This is a genomic window from Bacteroides sp. 214, from assembly GCF_010501015.1.
GTDB lineage: Bacteria > Bacteroidota > Bacteroidia > Bacteroidales > Bacteroidaceae > Bacteroides.
Genome location: NZ_QVML01000004.1, coordinates 190,438 through 213,772, shown reverse-complemented (window position 1 = coordinate 213,772; position 23,335 = coordinate 190,438). Strand labels below are relative to the sequence as shown.

Genomic DNA, 23,335 nt, shown 5'->3' with positions numbered 1-23,335 from the left:
ACAAACATGGGAAACTTTTTCAAGAACCTTTTTAAAGGCAAAGAGAACGAAAACAACGAAGAGAAAAGCAACAAAAAGAACTTTGACATCCTCAAGTACGATGGGCTTCGCGCACAACGCATAGGTCAAATAGCGTATGCGAAAAAATGCTTCGAAAGCGCCTTGGAGCTTGAAGAGGACTTCGAGACAATGGGCTACCTCGCACAGCTCTACCTGCAACAAGAGGAGTTCGAAAAGTGCGAATCACTCCTCACCCGCATGATTGAGATGGAACCCCACATGCTAAGTAGCTACCTCACGCTTGCACAGGTTTATTTCATACAAGAAGCTTACCAAGAGATGGCGAACATTAGCACCAAAGCGTTGGAAGTTGATGCCGAAAGTGCTGCCGCCCACTTCTTATCCGCCAAAGCCCTGCACGGATTAACGAAAGAATCCGAAGCCATTGCCCAACTCACAAAAGCCATTGCCTTAAAAGAAGAGTTTGTGGAAGCGCACCTGATGCGTGCCGAAATACTTGCGGATACACAACACTACGATGATGCTATGGAAGATATAAAAATCATTCTCGATATTGTTCCCGAAGAAGAAACCGCTTTGTTACTCTCTGCTAAAATAAAAGAAAACACAGGTGCCACCGAAGAGGCCGAACAGTGCTACCGGCAAATAACCGAGATGAACCCTTTCAACGACAAGGCATTCATTGCTTTGGGGCAACTCTACATAATACAAAACAGGCTAGCAGAAGCTATTGAGCTCTTTGACGAAGCCATCGAGTTAAACCCCAGTTCTGAACAGGCATACCATCAGCGTAGCCGGGCGAAGTTGCTAAACGGAGATAAGGACGGTTCCGAAGAAGACGAAAAGAAAGCCATGGAGCTAAGCCCCATTAAAGGTAGCCATGCACAGGCAAAGGACTTGATTCATGATGCAGGAAATACGTTAGGCTTGCCGTTCAACTAAGTACAAATTTAATCTTCACTCACGCTAAAACCTATCATTATGAAAAGAAATAGGCTCACTCCTACCCGGCTATTAAAAGCAGCGACACTGCTGTCCATTCCTCTTCTATTTTGCTTAGGCTGCAAGAGCAAGCCCAATAGCAACAAGTTTGAAGAGACTCTTGATAAGAACATAGAGTTATGTGCCAATATTTTTATCGAGCAGGGATTAGATTCTACAGGAGCTATCGCTATATGTGCCTGCTTCCTGGAAGAACTTTATCAGAAGGACTCTACATTTGCAGCCATGAACGAGTTGGATTTGCATGCTTTCGTAGAAGAAAATATGGAAGAAATAACCAACACCTGCATTGAAAAACTAAAAGAACAAAAGAAAGAAGAATAGCTAAAAACAAATCTTTTTAATACTTATTCCTCATCGAAAGAAGCGTTTTGATATTTTCAACGCTTCTTTTTTTTGATTACCAACCTTAACCACCCCCTTCATACGACGTATAAAAGGGATTGGCTCCTCATTGAAATTGAATTCCTCTTATTTTTCTTCACGATAGCTTCGAAAATGGAGTCATTTTTTCGAAAAACTCACTTCAAAAGCAGGAGAAACTGACTGCAAACCCATATGAAACTGACTGCATTCTTATGAGAAATAGGCTCAAAAGGTAAATGCTTATGGAAGAAAGGGTGTTTGCTTATGGCTGAAGACTCAAATGCCATAAGCAAACAGTAAAAGAAGTACTAGCTCATCTACCAAGAGTGAATAACTTTGCAGGAACAATGCAAAAGAACACATTTTAACGCCTTGCCTTTCGCAAATCAAAAACAAGCACATCGACAGCAATAGCAAGCAAACAACATCGATATGACGTTATTATCAATATATACTACCGTTATGTTTATTATATAGAGAAATCATCATCTTTCTGCATACGCAAAACCGCAATGGTTGCGTTTTTTTGAGCACACGCGGATCGTTGGCTATATTTTCTCAGTAGTGAGCAAGTAACATTTTGTCATTTTGACAATCGTTCGTTTATTATTCAAGAGAGTTAAGAAAGCGGAACAGACAAGGTTTTTTGCCTTTTTCTAAATAATTATCACAAAATTCTTGCATTTATCAAAATTATATTACCTTTGCCCACGAATAACAAACAAAACGTTATCCAGATGAATACATTTTCTTTTACATACAACTTCTTTTATTACTTTTACTTTAGCCAACAAGTGAGAGCGGGGGTTCGTATGTAACAGTAGTCATACAGCATTAAATAAGAAACAGAAATAAATACAAGTCCCGCTCCAATTATGGAAGCGGGATTTTTTTTGCAAATAATTATGAAGAGAGTAGCTATACAAGGAACATTGGGGTCGTATCATGATATTGCCGCACACAACTATTTCGGAGAGGAAGAAATCGAACTCGTTTGCTGCAATACGTTCGAAGACATCTTTGCGGAAATCAAGAAGGATGCCCGGACACTGGGGATGCTGGCAATAGAAAATACCATTGCCGGTAGCTTGCTGCACAACAATGAGTTACTCAAAGAGAGCAATACGCAGATTATTGGAGAATATAAACTGCGCATTTCGCACTGTTTCGTATGTCTGCCCAATGAAGATTGGGAAGATATTACCGAAGTAAACTCCCACCCTATTGCCTTGATGCAGTGCCGCGATTTCTTGAACCAACATCCGCAATTAAAAGTAGTAGAAGGCGAAGACACTGCGCGAAGCGCCGAGAAAATAAAGCTCAATAACCTGAAAGGTCATGCAGCCATCTGCTCAAAAGCCGCTGCCGAGCTATATGATATGAAGATTCTGCAAGAGGGAATTGAAACCAACAAACGAAATTTCACCCGTTTCCTCGTTGTAGCCGACCCTTGGATGGCAGATGAGTGCGGATGCAAACAAGCGGTAAATAAGTCGAGCATTGTCTTCTCACTTCCACACACAGAGGGTAGCTTATCGCAAGTGCTTTCTATCTTTTCGTTCTACAACATCAACCTCACCAAAATACAATCGCTTCCTATCATCGGTCGCGAATGGGAGTATTTGTTTTATGTAGACCTGGCTTTTAGCGATTTGCTACGCTACAAACAAGCGCTTAGCGCCATCACACCACTGATTAAAGAATTAAAAATACTGGGCGAATATGCAGAAGGAAAATCAAACGTATAACATTACACCGGCAGAACGATTGTCGGGAGTAAGCGAATACTACTTCTCGAAGAAATTGAAAGAAGTAGCACAAATGAATGTTGAAGGAAAAGACGTTATAAGTCTGGGTGTAGGAAGCCCCGACTTGCCACCTTCTGCCGAAGCAATCGAAACACTTTGCACCGATGCGCACAAAGCCAATACACACGGCTATCAGCCCTACGTAGGGATACCCGAGCTGCGCAAAGCTTTTGCCGGGTGGTACAAAAAATGGTATGGCGTAGAGCTTAACCCTGCCAACGAAGTTCAGCCGCTTATTGGTTCAAAGGAAGGTATATTGCACATTACATTGGCATTCGTTAATCCGGGCGAGCAGGTATTGGTACCCAATCCGGGTTATCCTACCTATACTTCGCTCAGCAAACTGCTGGGTGCGGAAGTTATCAACTACAACCTGAAAGAGGAAAACGGCTGGATGCCCAACTTCGATGAGCTTGAACAAATGGATCTGAGCCGCGTGAAACTGATGTGGACCAACTATCCCAATATGCCTACCGGTGCCAACGCTACGCCCGAACTCTATAAACAATTGGTGGACTTCGCAAAGCGCAAAGGTATTGTTATTGTCAACGACAACCCATACAGTTTTATCTTGAACAACCACCCGTTGAGCATTCTATCTGTCCCCGGAGCCAAGGAATGTTGCATCGAACTGAACTCTATGAGCAAAAGTCACAATATGCCCGGTTGGCGAATTGGTATGTTAGCAACGAATGCTACCTTTGTGGAATGGATTCTTAAAGTAAAGAGCAATATTGATAGCGGCATGTTCCGTTCTATGCAACTGGCGGCTGCCAAAGCTCTTGAAGCAGATGACTCTTGGTACGAAGGCAACAACACCAACTACCGTTTGCGCCGCAACTTAGCCGGACAAATCATGGAGGAACTTGGTTGCAGATACGACGAGAAACAGGTTGGCATGTTCCTATGGGGACGCATCCCCGAGGAGTGCGCAAACGTAGAAGAGCTAACCGAAGAAGTATTGCACAAAGCAAGGGTGTTTCTTACACCGGGCTTTATCTTCGGGAGCAATGGTGCTCGCTACATACGCATATCCCTCTGTTGCAATGAAGCGAGGTTGGAAGAAGCTTTATTGCGAATAAAAAAACTAAAGAAATCAAATCATTAAAATACAAAACATACAGATATGGAACTCGAATCAATCTTATTACCGGGCGTAGAAGCCCAAAGACCACTCATCATAGCCGGTCCCTGTAGTGCGGAAACGCCCGAACAAGTATTAGATACCGCCAAACAGTTGGCAGGAAAAGGAATCAAAATTTTCCGTGCCGGTATATGGAAACCCCGCACTAAGCCGGGAGGTTTCGAAGGTGTAGGCGTAGAAGGGCTATCGTGGCTGAAACAAGTAAAGAAAGAGACAGGCATGTACGTAGCTACCGAAGTTGCCACCCCGCAACATGTGTACGAATGTCTGAAAGCAGGTATTGATATGCTCTGGGTAGGTGCCCGTACCACGGCAAATCCTTTCGCCGTGCAAGAAATTGCCGACGCACTGAAAGGTGTGGATATACCCATCTTGCTTAAAAACCCTGTAAATCCTGACCTGGAACTATGGATTGGCGAACTGGAGCGCATCTACAACGCAGGGCTGAAACGCTTAGGTGTTATTCATCGCGGATTTAGCAGCTACGACAAAAAATTGTATCGCAACCTGCCGCAATGGCATATACCGATTGAGCTTCGTCGTCGTATTCCGAACCTGCCTATTATATGCGACCCAAGCCATATTGGTGGAAAGAGAGAGCTGATTGCTTCTATCAGTCAACAAGCTATGGATTTAGGATTTGACGGACTTATTGTAGAATCGCACTGCAATCCCGATGCCGCATGGAGTGATGCCTCACAACAAATTACGCCGGAGGTATTGGAATACATTCTTGGTTTGTTGGTTATTCGTAACGAAAAGCAATCTACCGAAAGCCTCTCGGAACTACGTAAACAAATAGATGAGTGCGACAATAGCCTGATGGAGATACTAGCTAAACGTATGCGTGTGGCACGCGAAATCGGTTTGTTCAAAAAGGAGCACAACATGACAGTGTTGCAAGCCGGACGCTACAACGAGATATTGGATAAATATGCCGAACAGGCCATACAGTGTGAACTGGAACCGGAATTTATAAAGAAGGTATTCGAAGCCATTCACGAAGAGAGTGTTCGCCAACAAGTTGAAATTATAAATAAATAGAAGCGCCATGAGGATATTAATTCTTGGAGCCGGCAAAATGGGCTCTTTCTTTACCGATGTACTTAGCTTTCAACACGAAACAGCGGTATATGACATCAATCCACAACAGTTGCGCTTTGTGTACAACACCTACCGGTTTACTACACTCGAAGAGATTAAGGAGTTTGAGCCCGAGTTGGTTATCAATGCCGTAACGGTAAAATACACCATCCAAGCGTTTCGCAACATCTTGCCTGTATTGCCCAAAGATTGCATTCTTAGCGATATAGCCTCAGTAAAGAACGGATTAAAGTCTTTTTATAAGGAGAGCGGATTTCGTTACGTCTCAACACATCCCATGTTCGGACCGACCTTTGCCAGCCTCAACAACCTGAGCAGCGAAAGTGCAATCATCATCAGCGAAAGCGACCATTTGGGAAAAGTTTTCTTCAAAGACCTGTACAGCACGCTACACCTGAACATCTTTGAATATACATTCGATGGGCATGACGATACGGTTGCTTACTCATTGTCTATTCCGTTTGTTTCTACATTTGTGTTTGCTGCTGTTATGAAACATCAGGAAGCACCGGGAACAACATTCAAAAAACACATGGCTATTGCCAAAGGACTACTCAATGAAGATGATTATTTGCTACAGGAAATTTTATTCAACCCACGAACGCCTTCACAAGTAGAGAACATCCGCACAGAGCTCAAAAACCTGTTGGAGATAATAACCGAAAAGGACGCGGACGGAATGAAGAAGTATCTCAGCAAGATTAGAAAAAACATCTTATAGAGGAAGGGTAAACCAGAAGGTACTGCCCTTTCCTTCTTCGGACTCAACCCCGATATCGCCCCCTAAGCGATCGGCTATGCTCTTAGACAGAGCGAGTCCCAGACCGGTACCTTGTATGTATGAGTTTACTTTATCAAACCGTTTGAATATACGTCTTTGATTTGCTTTCGAGATACCACAACCGGTATCTTTCACATAGAAGAGAAGCATATTCTGTTCTCTGCGACAGCCAAGGGTTATGGTTCCTCCTTCTTCGGTGAATTTTATAGCATTGGAGAAGAGGTTCGTAAGCAGATGTTCCAAGTAAGTTTGGTCAGTGCGTAACTCTATATCTTCTTCAATCATTTCGATGACATAATTCAGCTGCTTTTTATAGACATTGGCATGCCCTTGTTCTAATAAACTATTGAAGAGTTTTTCAATATCAATCGGGGTATATTCAAAGTTAAACTGCCCGGACTCCAATCTGGATAGTTGAATAATATCATCAACCAACATCGTTATTAGCTGGTTGTTCTTTAAGATGATTGAAATAAACTCTTGTCTTTCGGTAACCTTTTCTTTGGGTGTAGCTGCTAAGATAGCCGAGAATCCCACGATGGCATTTAATGGAGTTCTTACCTCATGGTTAATACTATTGAGGAATTCGATTGTTTCAAGATTAGCTTTTTCGGCTTCTTCTTTTGCCAGTTGCAACAGTTCTTCGTGCTCCTTCTGTTTGTCTACGTTGATATTAAACTCTACCAACATTCTGTCATCATCATCCGACACATAAAGGCGCTCGTCAATCCAATGTTTTGTATTTTCTGTGGCTACACGTATCTCCTTTGAGAATGTTTCCCGTTCACCACCTTCTATCCTTTTGCGGTAAGCAAGCAGTTCTTTCTGATACTCAGGAAGCACACTGGTATATTGAGGAAGGGTTCCCGGCACAAACTGCTCATTCATATTGACCGACCACGAATTTGTAGCCGTACCATTTCCTGAATCTATATTATAAAAAGCAATACCTATCTGCGATAAATCGGAAGCAAAAGTCAGCAAGTTCTCAAAGCGTTCTTTTTCCTTGCGCTCGCGCATGATTGGCGTCAGGTCAATAGCAGTGGCAATGTATCTGGCCAAGTGGTAATCAATCTCATCAATTGGTTTGATAAGAAGCTGATACACATTCTTATCCAAGAAACCGGGTGCATATTTACCATCATCGCCCGTAAGAACTTCAATATTTATCGACTCACCATTACGGATACGATCCATGCGCCGGTCACTAATATATTGGTTTTCAAAAATATTCTGCGATAACAAATCGTTCGCTTTGGCTGTTCCATTTAATTCTTTTCCGTTGGAAATTCTATATATACAAGCACCCTTCGCATCATATAGAGCCAAATCTATAGCAGTTTGCCCATATATCATCTGCAACCTATCATACAAGCGTTTGTAACGCAAGTATTCCTTATGAGCTCTATTGTTATATAAAAGTTTAGTAAGCCAATACACGACCAACCCTATAATAACAATACCAAAGATTATATAGACAAGAATCATCCTTTCATTCTCCTTGAAGTAGCTTAGTGGAACGTTCCGAAGTTTAACATTCTCCAACCCAGCCGCACGGTCAAGAAGTCCATATTTATCAAGAAGTTGATAATCGAGCTGAATTTCTCCTGCTGTTACTTCTATAAATGGAACAGCATTGGCAGGTTCTCCGGATAAAATTCGTTGAACCTGCTCCACTACATTACCGGCAGAGAATATGCGGTAATATCCTCCAACCCAGAATCCATCATTCTCTTTACGTGGAGTAAGCGAGAAGCAGGGCACAGTGGAATAATTAGTAAAAAGCGAGCGTAGTTGTTCATCAGAACGCTTACTAAACATACAATCAAACTCCCAGGCATACGTTATGTAAGCTCTATGAGATGCCGGTCTAAGCATTTCATTGTAGATGGAGTCGATTTTGGATGTTTCTAAAGGGATAGTAGAAAGCGTTATTTCGGGGTAATGCTCATTAATCTCTTTTTCCAATTGCCAATAAGCATACTCAGAGGCATAGTATTTATCGTCAATCCAAATAAGTTCTTGCAAGTTTGGCAATAGGTTAACAATCATATCCAGATTTTCTTTTACTGGAATTGTCGATTTCACACCGGTAACATTATACTGCAAACTATCTGAAGTAGAATTACTATCTGCCATAGGCGGAAAGAAAATACTTCTCTTCTCTTCGGCAGGCACCAACTTATCAAAGTCGGGAGGTGCTAGTTCACAAAACTGTGGATTCCAAGCATATGCCGGATACTTATCGTTTACATCCAACAAAACTACAGGAACTTCACGCCAGGCAACACTCATTTTCTCGCCCAAGAACTGATAGTACAGAAAAGCATCCGCACCTATTAATATTATCACATCCGGAGCAAATTCATCGGGAGGGCATATCATGCCCGAAGATGTGTTTATTGAGTAAGAGGTATCCAAATGATGATCTACAAGTGACCACAAGATAGAACGAAACGAACTGCCAATGGAAACAGGAAACACATCCGCCCTTAGGTATTCTGTGGTAATCCGCGCTGCCGGATATTTCTGTAACAGCTTCTTTTCAATAGGCAGAGTCATATCCTCAACCCAATATTTTTTCTGATCAAATGAATTTATAATCAACACATTGGGCGAGTCGCTCACACTCGCTGAAGCGGAGATAGATAGAAAAACACAACATATACTGATAATATTTAATAGAATCCGTTTCATATGCCTGCCCTTTCTTCCGACTCGCCTCTCGACAAATCAATTATGTTAGCAATATACTCCAATAAGATATCGTTGTTATGTTCAATGCGGGTAATTAAAGCTTGTTTTTCATCTTCATCATCACATTCGGTCAACTGTTTAGAACAACTAACCAACTCTTCCAACGAAGGACGTATATCATTACTCATGTTAGCAATGAAAGCGTTTTTCAATCGATCCGACTCCTGAATAGTGACCAATGCATCTGCAAGCTCTTGCTCCCTACTCTTCTGCTTATCTATATTTAGAGCCAGTTCAAGAACTATGATTTTCCCTTTTTCAGGGGCATACTCCAACAACTGAATAATATAGTGTAACCAATGCTTACCGCCTTCTGTCTCTACACAAACAATATCAGAAAAGCGATTTTTATCTTTCTCGCCAATATGCTCTAAAAAGTTATTAATCTTTTCGCGGTCGGCGTCAACAATATACCGATGAATATCTTCCTTACCTATGTTTTTTATTGCGAGATTTTCATACCATGCTTCGGTGGCATAACCGGTATTATCTAAGTAATTATACTCTGCAACACCCAGCGCAGAAGCATTCATAGCGAAATTAAACAGCTTAAATATCCGTTCTTTTGCTTCGCGTTCCCGTTGTATGTCAGTGTTATCAATAACCAGCATAAGGATACTTTCTCTATTTAACTCTTCGTCTAAGATTCTCCTTATAAACAAACGATAACATTTTTCCTGATAGGTTATCGTGGTATTTACATTCTGCTTATTAGCAACTTTCTGACGAATGAAATCATTCAGAAAATCCATCTGGAATAGATTAGCATCATCTTTCCCTAAGCGCAGTTGCTTTATCAAGTTCCCAGAAGCAGCATTGGAATTTTTCAAATTTCCGGAAACATCAAAGATAAACAACGCCATCGGCATGTTATCATATAGAATTTGGTATTCCGCATTCAATTTTTTATACTGAACATACGACTGAGCGATACTTTTCTTATATCTATTGTCTCTTATATTAAAGACTATAATAATAATCAGTATTACAAGCACCAATAGCGATAAAAGAATAATACGTATATGCCGTACGTGGAAAGGAAGAGGTACGTTAGTATAAACCACATCATGAATTTGCGACGCATTCTTAGCCATATTAAACTTAGCAAGAACAGTTTTATTCAAATAAGGATGTTTGTTTATAACAGTAACCAATGAGGAGTAATCCGAAGCTTCATTATTAAAGGACTTCAATACAAAGTCTGCAGCTTGAACAGCATAATCTTTACCTTTGGAGTAATATCCCCCAACTAATACATTATTATTGTCTGGTTTATCTTTTAATGTAAAAAGCGGAGCAAAAGTAGCTTCAGGCAATTCGATTGAGTTTATTAGAACTGCGGATTTCCCGTTCGCCAATGATTTATCGCTAAGTATTACATTTTGATTCTTTACATCGACCACCGTGAGTTTTAGTTCCGGATATAACCGAAGATACTCTTCTAAAATCAATAAAGAATATACATCCTGGTAACTATTGTTGGAAACAAAGTAAATTTGCTGTAAGCTAGGGAGTAGTTGCCTCATTAACTCTATTGTATTTGCTTCGTCTTCACCTTTAGTTATAGCTGAAAACCGGCGACAAATACCATTATGCGACTCTTCCAATAACTCCAATGACTCTTCGGAGATTCTTCTTGCTGTATAAAAGTCAGAGACATCACCCATAATAGACGGATGAACACCAACCAATACTACAGGCACTTCGCTCCAAGCCTCATTACGCTCCATCAGACGGTAATACATCCAAGCTTCATCGCCTATTAAAACAAGTACTTTGGGGATAACTCGTTCATCTGCCTCAGAAACAACCGGAGGCAATAATAAGCCACTGGTAAAAGCCGATTGCATTCCAAATCTACCAGACAGATATGTCTTTCTTTCGGGAATACCTGCATATGATATATTCACTATAAGTTGTGAATTCTGCTTTTCGACTTCCTGGTTTATTGATTTTGCAATAGATGTTCCCCATTCATCTGCATAGCTATAAGAGCTTATAATAAGCACATATTCAAGCTTGTCATCAGCCAGTCGCCATTGCGCAGTCACTACTGATGGGATTAAAAAAGAGAGAAACGATACTAAAACAAAAAGCTGATGCTTCATAAAACGTGTTATTTCAACTACAAAGGTAAACATATATTTGACATATTCGTCAAATACTTGTAAATTATGAGCGAAATATTTAATGTTTTTCCCAAATAAACAAGTTTTTTGCAACAAAGAGCCCATAATCGCATTACTTTTCCCTCTATCCACTAGAAAAAAAGAGTAATGTATATCAAGCACACATCAAGGTTTATAGACATAAATTGCCATAAATCTTAGACTAGCTAAGAATAACATTCTAACAAACATTATTCATTCTACAAAAAAACATTGTGTCTGGGACAGACATTTTCCTCAATTACAATCACAAAATAAACAATTAATTCTCAAATTATAAAATAAATCGGCAATTCCCTTCATATTCTTTTCGAGGCACTTACTTGGCAATCCACTCACTCTTTTGATTTTCTAAGAAATAAAACGTAAATTTGCTTGCAATAATCCATGATAGATCAAGCAACTATAGACCGCATACTGGATGCCGCACAGATTGTAGATGTTGTGTCCGACTTCGTTACCCTACGTCGAAGAGGAGTAAACTATGTAGGGCTATGCCCCTTCCATAATGAAAAGACCCCTTCTTTTAGTGTTTCTCCTGCCAAAGGGTTATGTAAGTGTTTCAGTTGTGGGAAGGGAGGAAACTCCGTGCATTTCATCATGGAGCACGAACAACTTTCGTACTACGAGGCCCTGAAGCACCTAGCAAAGAAATATAACATAGAGGTAAAAGAGCGCGAACTCAGCAACGAAGAAAAACAAGCTCAGAACATCAGAGAGAGTATGTTCATTGTAAACCAATTCGCAAAAGACTATTTTCAGCAAATACTAAAAAACCACGTGGAGGGAAAAAGCATGGGCATGGCATACTTTAGACAGAGAGGATTTCGTGATGATATTATAGAGAAGTTCCAATTGGGATTTAGCACTAACGAACGAGATGCATTAGTCAAAGAGGCCAACAAAAAAGGTTTCAAAAAAGAATTCCTGATAAAGACAGGCTTGTGTTACGAGACCGAAGAGGGCGGGCTTCGAGATCGCTTTAGAGGACGTGTCATATTCCCTGTTCATACATTATCTGGAAAAGTAGTTGCTTTCGGTGGGCGTATATTAAATACCGATAATAAGAAACTTGCTAAATATGTAAACTCACCCGAATCAGAAATTTATCATAAAAGTAATGAACTGTATGGTATATATTTTGCTAAACAGGCCATAGTAAAACAAGACAGATGTTTCTTGGTAGAGGGATATACCGATGTTATTTCTATGCATCAATCAGGAGTTGAGAATGTAGTTTCCTCTTCGGGAACCTCACTGACTCCCGGACAGATACGACTAATACATCGTTTTACAAATAACATTACAGTATTGTACGATGGTGACATAGCAGGGATCAAGGCTTCTATTCGCGGTATTGATATGTTACTGGAAGAAGGGATGAATATTAAAGTAGTGCTACTGCCCGATGGAGATGACCCGGACTCTTTTGCACGAAAACACAATGCGACCGATTTTCAGGCATACATCGCATCGCATGAATTGGACTTCATACGTTTCAAGACTAATCTACTACTGGAAGAAGCAGGAAAAGACCCCTTAAAAAGAGCAGAGCTCATCACTGAAATTGTCAGAAGTATAGCTATCATACCCGAGGCTATTGTACGCTCGGTATACATCAAAGAATGTAGCCAATTGCTTCATGTGGAAGAAAAATTATTGGTTAACGAGGTAGCCAAACGAAGAGAAAAGCAATTAGAAAAAGAGAATAAACCACAAAGTCAGGAACAAGCTACTATACCTCTTCCTACTGAAGATAATCAAAGTTTAACTTTTCAAGAGAACAGTAGCGAGGAACAAAAATTTCATAAATTTGAAACTCCCATCATCCGAATGATAATTCGTCATGGAGAGAAAATAGTGTGCAGCGTAGCCGATGATAGTGGAAACGAAGTTCCCTTATCTGTGGCAGAACTTATAGAGAACAGTCTCCGTATAGATGAGACTCCTTTGCATAACCTTTTGTACAAAGAGATACTTGCCGAAACATTGGCAAACGTTAGAAGTAACAAGCAATTCGTAGCCGAGCGTTTCTTTTTATCACACCCCAAAGCGGAGATAAGTAAATTAGCTGTTGAGCTCATCAGTAGCCGTTATCAGCTACGCAAAAGTCAAAGCATTAATACAACCAAAGATGAAGACCGTTTGCTGGAGTTAGTTTCATACTACGTCAACAACTACAAAGCTGCCATTGTAAAGGAAGAGCTCAGTCTTCTTTCACAACAATTGCTCGACCCGGAAATCGCCAAAGACGCAGATAGGTATAAATCAATTATGAATAGGTACAAAGAAGCTCTTGATGCCCAGCGAATGCTAACCAAAGAAGATCGCGTCGTATTATAGTTTAACTATGCTTTATTAAATTCATAAATTCTTCACGGGTTTTAGCTTGATTGAAAGCTCCCGTAAAATCGGAAGTCGTAGTAACCGCATTCTGTTTTTCCACACCACGCATCTGCATACACATATGTTTAGCTTCTACCACCACCATAACACCTAATGGATTCAGTGTGTTTTGAATGCATTCTTTTATTTGCAGTGTCATACGCTCTTGCACTTGCAAACGATGAGAAAAGATATCTACTACACGAGCAATTTTACTCAAGCCCGTAATGTATCCGTTGGGAATATACGCCACATGCGCTTTGCCATAAAACGGCAACATGTGATGTTCGCACAAGGAAAAGAAGTCTATATCTTTAACAATAACCATCTGACTGTACTCTTCTTTAAATTTAGCTGACGAAAGCACCTCATGCGGATCCAAACGATAACCTTCAGTTAGCGTAAGCATCGCTTTTGTTGTACGTTCAGGAGTCTTCAACAACCCTTCCCGTTCTACATCTTCACCTAGTAAAGAAATTATGCTTTTATAATGATACATCAACTTATCCATCCCGGGAAAGTCTACCTCTTCTTTATGCAACATGATATTATAAATAGATTACAATTTGACCTTTCATTATCGACACCTCTTCGAAACCACCTGTACGTTGCAATTTACGCATCATTGCATCTGCCTCTTCAATGGTTCGGTAATCGCCAACTTCGCACACCCAGCGTGGTGTTTTGAAATGCGCATACACTTTCAAGTCAGGGAAGAATGCTTTCGCTTTCTCTGCCATTTCATACGCTTCATTACGCGACTTGCTTGAGTTTTTCCCTGCATACAATTGCACACGATAACCCAAAACCTTAAAAGTATTGTCTTGTTTATCAACATCCAACTTATTGCCTATTAATGCAGCAACTTGCGGATCTTGATAAATTGTAACTTTCCCTTCACCGGGAAGAGGAGTTTCAATACGCTTAACAATACTGTTGTTCTCCTGCGCCTGCGCAAAGTTTACAAACATCAGCGTCAACAACAACCAACTGTAAATCAAATAAGTTCTCATCTTAATATCTATAAAACGAAGAGTGCATCAAAACTTTTTTGACACACTCTTCTATATACATTAATTAAAACCGGCAATTACTCCTTTGAAGTCTGCTATTTTTAAGCAAGCACCACCTATCAATCCACCATCCACATCAGGATTGCTGAACAATTCTTTTGCATTTGACGGATTGCAACTACCACCATATAATATAGAGGTATTATCTGCAACCTCTTTACCATATTGTTCAGCAATTACACCACGAATATAGGCATGCATATCTTGTGCCTGTTGAGCTGTAGCCGTTTTTCCTGTTCCGATAGCCCACACCGGCTCATAAGCCAATACTATTTTCGAGAAATCAGCAGCTGAAAGTTCAAACAGCGAACCTGCTAATTGAGCATATACTACTTCATTTTGTTTTTCAGCCTCACGCTCAGCAAGCACTTCGCCGATGCAGAAGATTGGAGTCAAGTTATTAGCAAGTGCCAATTTCACTTTTTCTTTCAGGATTTCTGCTGTTTCGCCATAGTAAGCGCGACGCTCAGAGTGTCCGAGTATTACATATTTTGCTCCTGTAGAAGCAACCATAGCCGCTGACACCTCGCCGGTATACGCACCCGCTTCTTTGTCTGCACAATTTTCGGCACCCACACCTACAGCAGATACTTCGAGAATAGTAGCAGCCGCTGCCAAGTGAATGTATGGAGTACAAATTACTACATCACAATTTGTTTTTTCATTCTCCAGCGCAAGCTTTAATTCTTTTACAAACTCTACACCTTCAGGGAAGGTTTTGTTCATTTTCCAGTTACCTGCAACAATGTTCTTTCTCATTTTTGTCTAATTAAAAGGGTTAATTAATTTATCTCTTTTTGTCTTTTTCGATGGAATATTTTCTTCCTTACAACGGCGAAATCAAGTAGCATTACTATCAACAAAGGAACAAAATACCACATAAATATTATACCTATTGTATTGAATGTACCTATTTCTTTCTGCTTGCCCAATTCTATATTCTCCAATGCGTCAGTCAGCTCATATTCATCGGGCAAAGCCTCATGACTCCATTTGTTTAGTATTACAGCATCCTTCATCAGCAGCAAGCCGGGATTAGAACGCACAATGGTTTTCAGTGCTATCTCATCTGCAAAGCAAAAAGGATACTGCGCTCCTGTTCTATCCCTCCATTGCTCTATTTGAAAATCAGAAGAAGAAGTCATCGCATAAAAAGAATAACCTCTATCCACACTGTAATCATAAATTTCATTTATTAAGTCAATGTTATTATCACTTGCCTCTTCAATGCGTGGAGATAACAACAGGAAGGTATAAGAAGGATTGGAAAGCACTTCGGCAGAGATGTCGGCACCAGTTTCCAAACTCAGCATGTAAAAATCTTGAATTGTAGGTTCATATCCCTTTTCTTTCAACACCAAGCGAGTATCTACAAACTTCCATGTGCTATCAGGGTAATTCTCTAAGTTGAATTCTTTTTTCTTCCCGTCCTTTTGCAAAACAAAAACAGTTTCATACACACTAGGACTTTCTCCTTCGGGTATGGACATTTCTTTAAGAATATTGTTTCCGATTTTGTATGGACGAAAATCCAATATAGGTAAATACTGTAAACTATAAATAGAAATACCCACGATAAAAAGAATAGAATAGAGCATTATCAGCCACTGGCTTGTTACGCTGACAAAACGAATCATTTTGTTTTGCCAAACAAATATCGAAACTGCTGCAATCAGTAAGAATATGTTTTTCCAGAATGTTTGCCAGTTAGTCAGCACCCACGCATCACCAAAACAGCCACAATCCGAAACCGGGTTGGCTATTGCCAGATAGAGCGTCAATGGAGTCATCACAAGCATAAACGCCAAAGTTAGTATGGATGTTGATATTTGTTTTGTACCAAACAGCAACATAATTCCAAGAACAAACTCAAGTGTAGAAAGCCCCACTGCAATAATTAGAACAATGAAGAATGGAAACCATGACGCCATACCGAAAGCTTCCAGGTAGTCTTGTATCTTATAGACAGAGCCTAACGGATCTACCGCTTTTACAAATCCAGAGAAGACAAACACAACAGCCAGCACAAACCGACAAATGTTTGTCCACACTTTCGTGATCATATGTAGGTTTTCACTCTCCAAACTCCAATTTTATTAGCCCAAAGACTGCATAATTGATCATATCCATGTAGTTTGCATCGACCCCTTCGGAGACAAGAGTGTTACCATCCAAACTCTCAATCTGTTTTGTTCGGTAAATCTTCATTAAGATAAGATCTGTATAAGAACTTATTCTCATGCCACGCCATGCTTCGTCATAATCATGGTTTTTTGCTAACATTAAATCAAGTGCTACTTTGGCATACTTGTCGTATAACATCATAGCCTCGTCGTTAGTCATATCGGCAGTGTCGGAACATCCGCGTTCCAGTTGAATTAAACCCACAATACCATAATTTACAATGGCTATAAATTCTGAACGAATACCTTCATCGACCAGCGAAACGCCTTTGATTTCAATACTACGAATACGATTTGCTTTAATGTAGATTTGATCTGTAAGCGAAGAAGGCCGCAGTATGCGCCAGGAAGGACCGTAATCATGTAGCTTCTTGAAGAACAATTCGCGACAAAGGCTTACTACATGTTCAAATTGCTGTTTGGTATCTTTCATTTTCATACAAATAGGATGTGCAAAGATAGTAATTAATAAAGAACAATGAAAAAGGGGTACTCTAAATATCATTAAAGTACCCCTTGTTTATTACCTTTTATTATTAAGAACAGCGCAATACCTGACCGGGTCTGAGTATTGTTTTGCGTGTTATGCGATTCAATTCACAAAGAGTATCGATAGAAACACCGCGCTGCGAAGCAATTCTAGACAAAGTATCGCCCGAACGTACTTTGTGATAACGAATAACTCCGTCACCATCGGCAACCAATGTAGTTGAAGAAGAGGTTGAACCTTTGCGGCTACGGAAAGTAAAGTTATCGGCTACAATATCTTGTTTGGTAAAATCAAAAATCAGAGCCGGATTAATGGCAACACCCAGAAAACGGGTTTCGAAGTGTAGATGTGAACCTGTGGAACGACCCGTATTACCACCAAGTCCAATCAACTCTCCCGCTTTTACATAGTCATCTTCTTTTACCAGTTGTTTAGAGAGATGTCCATAAACAGTTTCCAGCCCGTTGTTATGACGTATTACTACATACAAACCATAGCCCACTCTACGCCCCTGATTCCTCACAATACGCACTTTGCCGTCAAACGCTGCATAAATACTATCGCCAACCTGCACTTTCACGTCTATACCATTGTGCATTCTCCGGCGACGCGGTCCGAATTTTGAAGTTATACGTGTATTGGTTGTAGGCATACAAAATCCCGTCAAATCTATTTGATGCTCCAAAGGAAGTTTCACACCGGCATAGTTATGCACAGATGTTTTATTCCAATCAGGATAGAGATCAAATGCAGGATACGGATAAGTTTCTTCAAGTTTCAGTTGCTTCTGGATTAATAAAGAATCCACGCTTTTTAATTTTCTGTCGACTGGTGCTTGACGGGCGATGAGGTCTTGCGAAAAAGCATTCGCACTTAGAAGTATTGCCACAGCCGACAGCCATATTTTCATTCCTGTAAAACTCATAAGCTTTTCATAGCCAACTTAATATTCATCACTCCCATATAGGTAGTCGAATGTTGACTGTTTATAATTAAAAATTTCTTCGTCGTTAAAAAATCGTTTAAGTTCTATCACCGCTGCCTCAGGAGAATCTGATGAATGGACAATGTTTTCCTGACTGCTAACACAGTAATTGCCCCGTACTGTTCCCGGAGCTGCAAGGCGTCCATTTGTCACCCCCGACAGCGCTCTAACTACACGCACAGCTTCTACTCCTTCATAACAGCATGCTATAACGGGTGTAGCTTTCATTGAATCCTTTACGTATTTGAAGAATGGCTTCTCACGCAAATGAGCATAATGCACATTAAGGATTTCATCCGTGAGCTGTATCATTTTCATGCCACAAAGCTTCAACCCCTTCTTCTCAAAGATTTGGATTATTTCGCCTACAAGCCCTCTTTGAAGGGCGCTCGGCTTTAGTAAAACCAATGTTTTCTCGAGCATATTTTAAGTGATTTAGCTATTAGCTTCTGACTTTATTCAAAAAAAGTCTTCCAAATATAATACTTCTAATTAATAAATCGACTATTTCATTAACTTTTTTTCGCTTGAGGGGATGAACAAAAGACAAAGTTGTGATTAGTAGAGCTTTTTTTGCGTTATTTAAAGAATTCAAATAGCGTAAAACATCACTCTATACTGTATTTAGGGAATAGGTCTTCACATTCACAAAACGCTGTAACTAAATGGGAGTAAGCGGGTTACTTGTGAAGACCCCCTCTTTTTGCCTTCACAAAGTATTCACAAAGAGTTTTGCTCTAATTTTCTCACTGCTTTTTGCAGAAAACTCAGTGAGAAACAGAACAAAAATCAGTCAGAAGTGAAGTAAAAATCAGTCAGAAAAAAACGTAATATCAAAGAGTAATACAAGTAAAACTTGTTCATACAAAAAGAGCCATAAACATCAACTGTCTATGGCTCTTATTTCTAACTTATGAGGTTCTGGTATTTGTCAGAATGAAGCCTCTGCCTGTTGTAGAATATTATCTACTGCCTGAGCGAGTCCATCCGGATTTTTGCCGCCTGCAGTTGCAAAATGCGCTTGTCCACCGCCGCCACCTTGAATCAATTTAGCTGCTTCGCGTACTAACTGTCCTGCGTTTAATCCGTTAGCTACCAAATTATCGCTAATCATTACTGTTAACATCGGCTTCTCTCCATCATAGCTACCTACAACAAAGAATAGGTTTTCGGGGTATTCGCCACGCAGTTGGAAAGCAATATTCTTCACCACATCTGCTTGCATTGGGCCTACATATTTAATAATCTGCACACCTTTTACTTCGGTGCTGTTTTGTACCATTCGCTTCTTCAGCAAAATTTGTTTCTCCTTAACAAAGTCCTCTAATTGCTTTTTCAGTCCGGCATTTTCGTCAATATATTTGCGAATAGCCACAGATAGGTCGGGGGCATTATTAAAGAGTGTGCGCAAATCGGCCAACGTATCTTGTATTGTATAAAACAGTTGCTCCACACGTTCGCCAGTCATAGCTTCTATACGACGAACACCTGCAGCAATAGAGCTTTCGGTTGTTATTTTAAAGAAACCTATTTTCCCTGTAGCCGACACGTGTGTTCCACCACAGAATTCTATTGAATCGTCAAATTTAATAACGCGAACTTCATCACCGTATTTTTCGCCAAACAAAGCAATAGCTCCTAAATCTTTAGCTTGTGCAATAGGAATATTGCGATATTCTACCAATTGAATATCTTCGCGGATACGAGCATTTACCAACTGTTCTACTTTGCGAATCTCTTCGTCGGTCATTTTTTGAAAATGAGAGAAGTCAAAACGTAAGCCTTCAGATGACACAAGCGAACCTTTTTGTTCTACGTGTGTACCCAACACCTGACGCAAAGCAGCATCGAGCAAGTGTGTAGCCGAGTGGTTTGCCATGGTAGCCATGCGCTTTTTAATATCCACAGCAGCTTTAAATACACGTTCGGGATGTTGCGGCATCTTCTTAGTGATGTGCACAGCAAGATTATTTTCTTTCTTTGTATCAACAATTTCTATTGTTTCCTCTTCATTTGTCAAAGTACCTGTGTCGCCTACCTGTCCGCCACTTTCTGCATAGAACGGGGTATTGTCAAGTACTATTTGGTAGAGCTTCTTTCCCTTTTGTGTTATTTCGCGATAACGAAGAATAGAGACTTCGCACTCGGTATGGTCATAACCCACAAATTCAGAATTGCCTTCACGCAGAGTAACCCAGTCGCCTGTTTCGACTACGGCAGCATTGCGCGCGCGTTCCTTTTGCATTTGCATTTCCTTGTCAAACTCATCAAGTTTAACAGTCATGTTATTCTCGCGGAGAATGAGTTCGGTAAGGTCCAGCGGAAAACCGAAAGTGTCATATAGTGTAAAAGCATCTTTACCGCTTATTACTGTGCCTCCGGCAGCTTTTACATCTGCCATGGTCTTCTCCAACAAACGAATACCAGTCTCCAATGTATGCAGGAAAGCATCTTCTTCTTCCTTCATCACCTTTTCAATAAGTACTTTCTGTGCTACCAATTCAGGATAAGCATCCCCCATGCTTTCAATCAATACGGGAAGTAATTTATACATAAATGCCTGCTTCTGCCCAAGGAAAGTGTAACCATAACGAACCGCGCGACGAAGGATACGACGAATAACATAACCAGCCTTAGCGTTGGAAGGTAGCTGACCATCGGTTATCGAAAAAGCAATTGTACGCACATGGTCGGCAATAACACGCATAGCTATATCTTGTTGCGCATCTTTACCATAAACTGTGTTGCCAAGTTTGGCTATTTCTTTCAATATGGGTTGAAACACATCGGTATCGTAGTTGGATGTTTTTCCTTGCAACGCCATACAAAGACGCTCGAAACCCATACCAGTATCAATAACCTTAGCAGGAAGTTCACCGAGTGTTCCATCTGCTTTGCGGTTGTATTGCATGAATACCAGATTCCATATTTCTACCACCTGTGGGTGGCTTTGGTTTACAAGTGTCAATCCGTCCACTTCTTTGCGTTCGGTTTCGGGGCGTAAGTCAATGTGTATTTCGGAACAAGGGCCGCAAGGACCTGTATCACCCATTTCCCAGAAGTTATCTTTCCGGTTTCCATTAATAATACGTTCTTCGGGAAGGAACTGCGCCCAAAGAGCGGCAGCCTCATTGTCGCGTTCCAGATTCTCGGCAGGACTTCCTTCGAAAACCGTAGCATATAAACGGTTGGGATCGAGCTTCAGAACACTAACCAGATACTCCCACGACCATTCGATAGCTTCTTTCTTGAAGTAATCGCCAAACGACCAGTTGCCCAACATCTCGAACATCGTATGGTGGTATGTATCGTGTCCTACCTCTTCCAAGTCATTGTGTTTTCCACTTACACGTAAACATTTTTGAGAGTCTGCCACACGGGCATATTTAATGGGTTGATTTCCTAAAATAATATCTTTGAACTGATTCATTCCCGCATTGGTAAACATCAACGTTGGGTCGTCCTTTATTACCATGGGTGCCGAAGGTACAATCTTATGTCCTTTGGATTCAAAAAAACTCTTGAAAGATTCTCTGGTCTCTTTTGCAGTCAACATAATTTGCGTTTTGAATTATTCCTTTTTGAAGTTATATCGGTGTAAGCAGATGCGGGTTTTAGCCTAAAAAACGTAAAACTTATCCACTTAAAATTGTTAAACTGCGCAAAGATAGGTTGTTTTTATTACTTTTGTCACATTAACGGGCGATTATTTCGACTTTTATGCGTAAAGTATACTACATCTACAACCCTCAAACACAGACCTATGACAGGATATATCCCACTATCCGGCAACGGATTATGGGTATTCTGCGTCGTACATTTATTGGCATGGGCTTTGGTGTGGTTACTTTTCTTATTTTCCTTGTCATATTCGGTACACCTTCCGAAAAAGAGTTACGTAAAGCCAACAGCGAGCTCGAAGCGCAATACAATGTTCTATCCAAACGACTTGATGATGCACTCGAAGTATTGCAAGCCGTTCAACAACGTGATGATAACCTGTATCGCGCTATTTTCATGGCAGACCCAGTTCCCACCGCTATTCGCAAAGCCGGCTACGGTGGCACTAACCGCTATGAGAACCTGATGAACATGGCAAACGCAGAGTTGGTAGTAAACACCACTCAAAAACTAGATTTACTCTACAAACAGTTATACATACAATCTCTATCTTTTGACAACGTACTTGATCTGGCAAAAAACCACGAAGAGATGCTCCGAAGTGTCCCCGCTATTCAACCAGTGTCTAATAAAGATTTACGCCGCACCGCTTCAGGTTATGGTATGCGTATAGACCCCATTTATAAAACGCGTAAATTTCACCAAGGTATGGACTTTGCCGCACCACTTGGCACCAATATATATGCTACCGGAAATGGTATCGTAACAAAAACAGGATGGCAATCGGGATATGGCAATACAATTGTCATCGACCATGGCTTTGGCTATCAAACGGTTTATGCCCACTTGCAGGATATACGCGTCAAGCGTGGTAAAAAAGTAATCAGGGGCGAAGTTATAGGAGGTGTAGGAAACACAGGTAAGAGTACCGGCTCGCACCTACACTACGAAGTACATGTAAAGGGCAAACCCGTTAATCCTATCAACTACTATTTCATGGACTTAAGCCTCGAAGATTATAACAAGATGATTGAATTTGCCGCCAACAACGGGCAAGTACTTGATTAACCTGCTAAAAGAACTGAGATGGAAAAAGACTTCAAATTGTATTACTCCATTAGCGAAGTAGCCAAAATGTTCAACCTAAACGTAGCAACATTGCGTTTCTGGGAGAAGGAGTTTCCACAGCTATCACCCAAAAAGAAAGAGCGTGGCAAACGACATTATAATAAAGAGGACATCGAAACAATCAAGTTAATTTATCATTTAGTAAAAGTAGAGGGGATGACTCTTCCCGGAGCACGCACGCGCCTTGCTACCAAAGGAGATGAAACAACCAAGCGCATTGAAGTCATAGAACGTTTGCAGAGACTTCGCGAAGAATTACTAGCCATAAAAAAAGAGTTGGATCACTACCCCAACTCTTCTTTACCGCAGCCCTAAAGCG

19 protein-coding genes are annotated in these 23,335 nt (G+C 40.6%); 9 read left to right on the top strand and 10 right to left on the bottom strand.

The window, feature by feature from the left end; all coding sequences use genetic code 11:
- Positions 1 to 6: 6 nt before the first annotated feature.
- The 6 genes from D0T50_RS05385 (at position 7) to D0T50_RS05360 (ending at position 6,166) form a co-directional block, all read left to right on the top strand.
- The gene (locus tag D0T50_RS05385; protein WP_163222482.1) at positions 7 to 963 is read left to right on the top strand and encodes a lipopolysaccharide assembly protein LapB; all 957 of its coding nucleotides are present in this window, start codon (positions 7 to 9) and stop codon (positions 961 to 963) included.
- Between the two features lie 39 nt (positions 964 to 1,002).
- Complete coding sequence (locus tag D0T50_RS05380) at positions 1,003 to 1,347, top strand: hypothetical protein (RefSeq protein WP_163222481.1); 345 nt, start codon at positions 1,003 to 1,005, stop codon at positions 1,345 to 1,347.
- Positions 1,348 to 2,294: 947 nt separating this feature from the next.
- A complete protein-coding gene (locus D0T50_RS05375; RefSeq protein ID WP_163222480.1) occupies positions 2,295 to 3,137 on the top strand; it encodes a prephenate dehydratase in 843 nt (280 codons plus the stop codon).
- The gene (locus tag D0T50_RS05370) at positions 3,112 to 4,305 is read left to right on the top strand and encodes a pyridoxal phosphate-dependent aminotransferase (protein WP_163222479.1); all 1,194 of its coding nucleotides are present in this window, start codon (positions 3,112 to 3,114) and stop codon (positions 4,303 to 4,305) included. Before D0T50_RS05375 ends, D0T50_RS05370 begins: the two co-directional genes overlap by 26 nt.
- An 18-nt stretch (positions 4,306 to 4,323) precedes the next feature.
- Positions 4,324 to 5,385 (top strand): bifunctional 3-deoxy-7-phosphoheptulonate synthase/chorismate mutase type II, encoded by a 1,062-nt coding sequence (locus D0T50_RS05365; RefSeq protein WP_163222478.1) that lies wholly within the window; start codon positions 4,324 to 4,326, stop codon positions 5,383 to 5,385.
- 7 nt (positions 5,386 to 5,392) lie between these two features.
- Positions 5,393 to 6,166 (top strand): prephenate dehydrogenase/arogenate dehydrogenase family protein, encoded by a 774-nt coding sequence (locus tag D0T50_RS05360; protein ID WP_163222477.1) that lies wholly within the window; start codon positions 5,393 to 5,395, stop codon positions 6,164 to 6,166.
- On the opposite strand, the gene D0T50_RS05355 is transcribed toward D0T50_RS05360, so the two are convergent.
- Positions 6,161 to 8,923 carry a HAMP domain-containing sensor histidine kinase gene (locus tag D0T50_RS05355; protein WP_163222476.1) on the bottom strand — a complete coding sequence of 921 codons (2,763 nt, stop codon included), beginning with the start codon at positions 8,921 to 8,923 and terminating at the stop codon, positions 6,161 to 6,163. The two genes, D0T50_RS05360 and D0T50_RS05355, sit on opposite strands and share 6 nt — an antisense overlap.
- A complete protein-coding gene (locus tag D0T50_RS05350) occupies positions 8,920 to 11,091 on the bottom strand; it encodes a hypothetical protein (RefSeq protein ID WP_163222475.1) in 2,172 nt (723 codons plus the stop codon). Before D0T50_RS05350 ends, D0T50_RS05355 begins: the two co-directional genes overlap by 4 nt.
- Positions 11,092 to 11,538: 447 nt before the next feature.
- Between D0T50_RS05350 and dnaG the strand changes: the two genes are divergently transcribed.
- Positions 11,539 to 13,494, top strand: coding sequence for a DNA primase (gene dnaG, locus D0T50_RS05345; protein WP_163222474.1), 1,956 nt, complete (start codon positions 11,539 to 11,541; stop codon positions 13,492 to 13,494).
- Position 13,495: 1 nt separating this feature from the next.
- On the opposite strand, the gene folE is transcribed toward dnaG, so the two are convergent.
- The 8 genes from folE to alaS form a co-directional block, all read right to left on the bottom strand.
- On the bottom strand, positions 13,496 to 14,080 hold the full coding sequence (folE, locus tag D0T50_RS05340; RefSeq protein WP_163222473.1) for a GTP cyclohydrolase I FolE: 585 nt from the start codon (positions 14,078 to 14,080) through the stop codon (positions 13,496 to 13,498).
- Positions 14,081 to 14,084: 4 nt separating this feature from the next.
- Complete coding sequence (locus D0T50_RS05335; protein ID WP_370520884.1) at positions 14,085 to 14,549, bottom strand: SPOR domain-containing protein; 465 nt, start codon at positions 14,547 to 14,549, stop codon at positions 14,085 to 14,087.
- A gap of 60 nt (positions 14,550 to 14,609) precedes the next feature.
- Positions 14,610 to 15,368: a triose-phosphate isomerase gene (gene tpiA / locus D0T50_RS05330; RefSeq protein ID WP_163222472.1), complete on the bottom strand. Its 759-nt coding sequence runs from the start codon at positions 15,366 to 15,368 to the stop codon at positions 14,610 to 14,612.
- Between the two features lie 23 nt (positions 15,369 to 15,391).
- Complete coding sequence (locus D0T50_RS05325) at positions 15,392 to 16,693, bottom strand: BT_3928 family protein (protein WP_163222471.1); 1,302 nt, start codon at positions 16,691 to 16,693, stop codon at positions 15,392 to 15,394.
- Entirely contained in the window at positions 16,683 to 17,225 is a 543-nt protein-coding gene (locus D0T50_RS05320) for a DUF1599 domain-containing protein (protein WP_163222508.1), read from the bottom strand. The genes D0T50_RS05325 and D0T50_RS05320 overlap by 11 nt, the downstream gene beginning before the upstream one ends.
- Before the next feature lie 103 nt (positions 17,226 to 17,328).
- Positions 17,329 to 18,207, bottom strand: a complete 879-nt coding sequence (locus tag D0T50_RS05315) for a peptidoglycan DD-metalloendopeptidase family protein (RefSeq protein ID WP_163222470.1) — start codon at positions 18,205 to 18,207, stop codon at positions 17,329 to 17,331.
- A gap of 18 nt (positions 18,208 to 18,225) precedes the next feature.
- Positions 18,226 to 18,690 carry a nucleoside-diphosphate kinase gene (gene ndk, locus D0T50_RS05310; RefSeq protein ID WP_163222469.1) on the bottom strand — a complete coding sequence of 155 codons (465 nt, stop codon included), beginning with the start codon at positions 18,688 to 18,690 and terminating at the stop codon, positions 18,226 to 18,228.
- 508 nt (positions 18,691 to 19,198) lie between these two features.
- Positions 19,199 to 21,823, bottom strand: coding sequence for an alanine--tRNA ligase (gene alaS / locus D0T50_RS05305; protein ID WP_163222468.1), 2,625 nt, complete (start codon positions 21,821 to 21,823; stop codon positions 19,199 to 19,201).
- Positions 21,824 to 21,987: 164 nt separating this feature from the next.
- Here alaS and D0T50_RS05300 point away from each other — a divergent pair, with 164 nt between their 5' ends.
- Together D0T50_RS05300 and D0T50_RS05295 are read left to right on the top strand one after the other, a co-directional pair.
- Entirely contained in the window at positions 21,988 to 22,956 is a 969-nt protein-coding gene (locus D0T50_RS05300; RefSeq protein ID WP_163222467.1) for a M23 family metallopeptidase, read from the top strand.
- Between the two features lie 18 nt (positions 22,957 to 22,974).
- Positions 22,975 to 23,331, top strand: a complete 357-nt coding sequence (locus D0T50_RS05295; protein ID WP_163222466.1) for a MerR family transcriptional regulator — start codon at positions 22,975 to 22,977, stop codon at positions 23,329 to 23,331.
- The last annotated feature ends 4 nt before the right edge of the window (positions 23,332 to 23,335 follow it).

Bases quoted from the DNA above. Each gene is read 5' to 3' on its own strand.
- folE (WP_163222473.1), bottom strand. From the start codon at position 14,080: ATGTTGCATAAAGAAGAGGTAGACTTTCCCGGGATGGATAAGTTGATG.
- D0T50_RS05350 (WP_163222475.1), bottom strand. From the start codon at position 11,091: ATGAAGCATCAGCTTTTTGTTTTAGTATCGTTTCTCTCTTTTTTAATC.
- D0T50_RS05335 (WP_370520884.1), bottom strand. From the start codon at position 14,549: ATGAGAACTTATTTGATTTACAGTTGGTTGTTGTTGACGCTGATGTTT.
- D0T50_RS05380 (WP_163222481.1), top strand. From the start codon at position 1,003: ATGAAAAGAAATAGGCTCACTCCTACCCGGCTATTAAAAGCAGCGACA.
- D0T50_RS05315 (WP_163222470.1), bottom strand. From the start codon at position 18,207: ATGAGTTTTACAGGAATGAAAATATGGCTGTCGGCTGTGGCAATACTT.
- D0T50_RS05295 (WP_163222466.1), top strand. From the start codon at position 22,975: ATGGAAAAAGACTTCAAATTGTATTACTCCATTAGCGAAGTAGCCAAA.
- D0T50_RS05320 (WP_163222508.1), bottom strand. From the start codon at position 17,225: ATGAAAGATACCAAACAGCAATTTGAACATGTAGTAAGCCTTTGTCGC.
- D0T50_RS05385 (WP_163222482.1), top strand. From the start codon at position 7: ATGGGAAACTTTTTCAAGAACCTTTTTAAAGGCAAAGAGAACGAAAAC.
- D0T50_RS05300 (WP_163222467.1), top strand. From the start codon at position 21,988: ATGCGTAAAGTATACTACATCTACAACCCTCAAACACAGACCTATGAC.
- alaS (WP_163222468.1), bottom strand. From the start codon at position 21,823: ATGTTGACTGCAAAAGAGACCAGAGAATCTTTCAAGAGTTTTTTTGAA.
- D0T50_RS05355 (WP_163222476.1), bottom strand. From the start codon at position 8,923: ATGAAACGGATTCTATTAAATATTATCAGTATATGTTGTGTTTTTCTA.
- dnaG (WP_163222474.1), top strand. From the start codon at position 11,539: ATGATAGATCAAGCAACTATAGACCGCATACTGGATGCCGCACAGATT.
- D0T50_RS05370 (WP_163222479.1), top strand. From the start codon at position 3,112: ATGCAGAAGGAAAATCAAACGTATAACATTACACCGGCAGAACGATTG.
- tpiA (WP_163222472.1), bottom strand. From the start codon at position 15,368: ATGAGAAAGAACATTGTTGCAGGTAACTGGAAAATGAACAAAACCTTC.
- D0T50_RS05365 (WP_163222478.1), top strand. From the start codon at position 4,324: ATGGAACTCGAATCAATCTTATTACCGGGCGTAGAAGCCCAAAGACCA.
- D0T50_RS05375 (WP_163222480.1), top strand. From the start codon at position 2,295: ATGAAGAGAGTAGCTATACAAGGAACATTGGGGTCGTATCATGATATT.
- ndk (WP_163222469.1), bottom strand. From the start codon at position 18,690: ATGCTCGAGAAAACATTGGTTTTACTAAAGCCGAGCGCCCTTCAAAGA.
- D0T50_RS05360 (WP_163222477.1), top strand. From the start codon at position 5,393: ATGAGGATATTAATTCTTGGAGCCGGCAAAATGGGCTCTTTCTTTACC.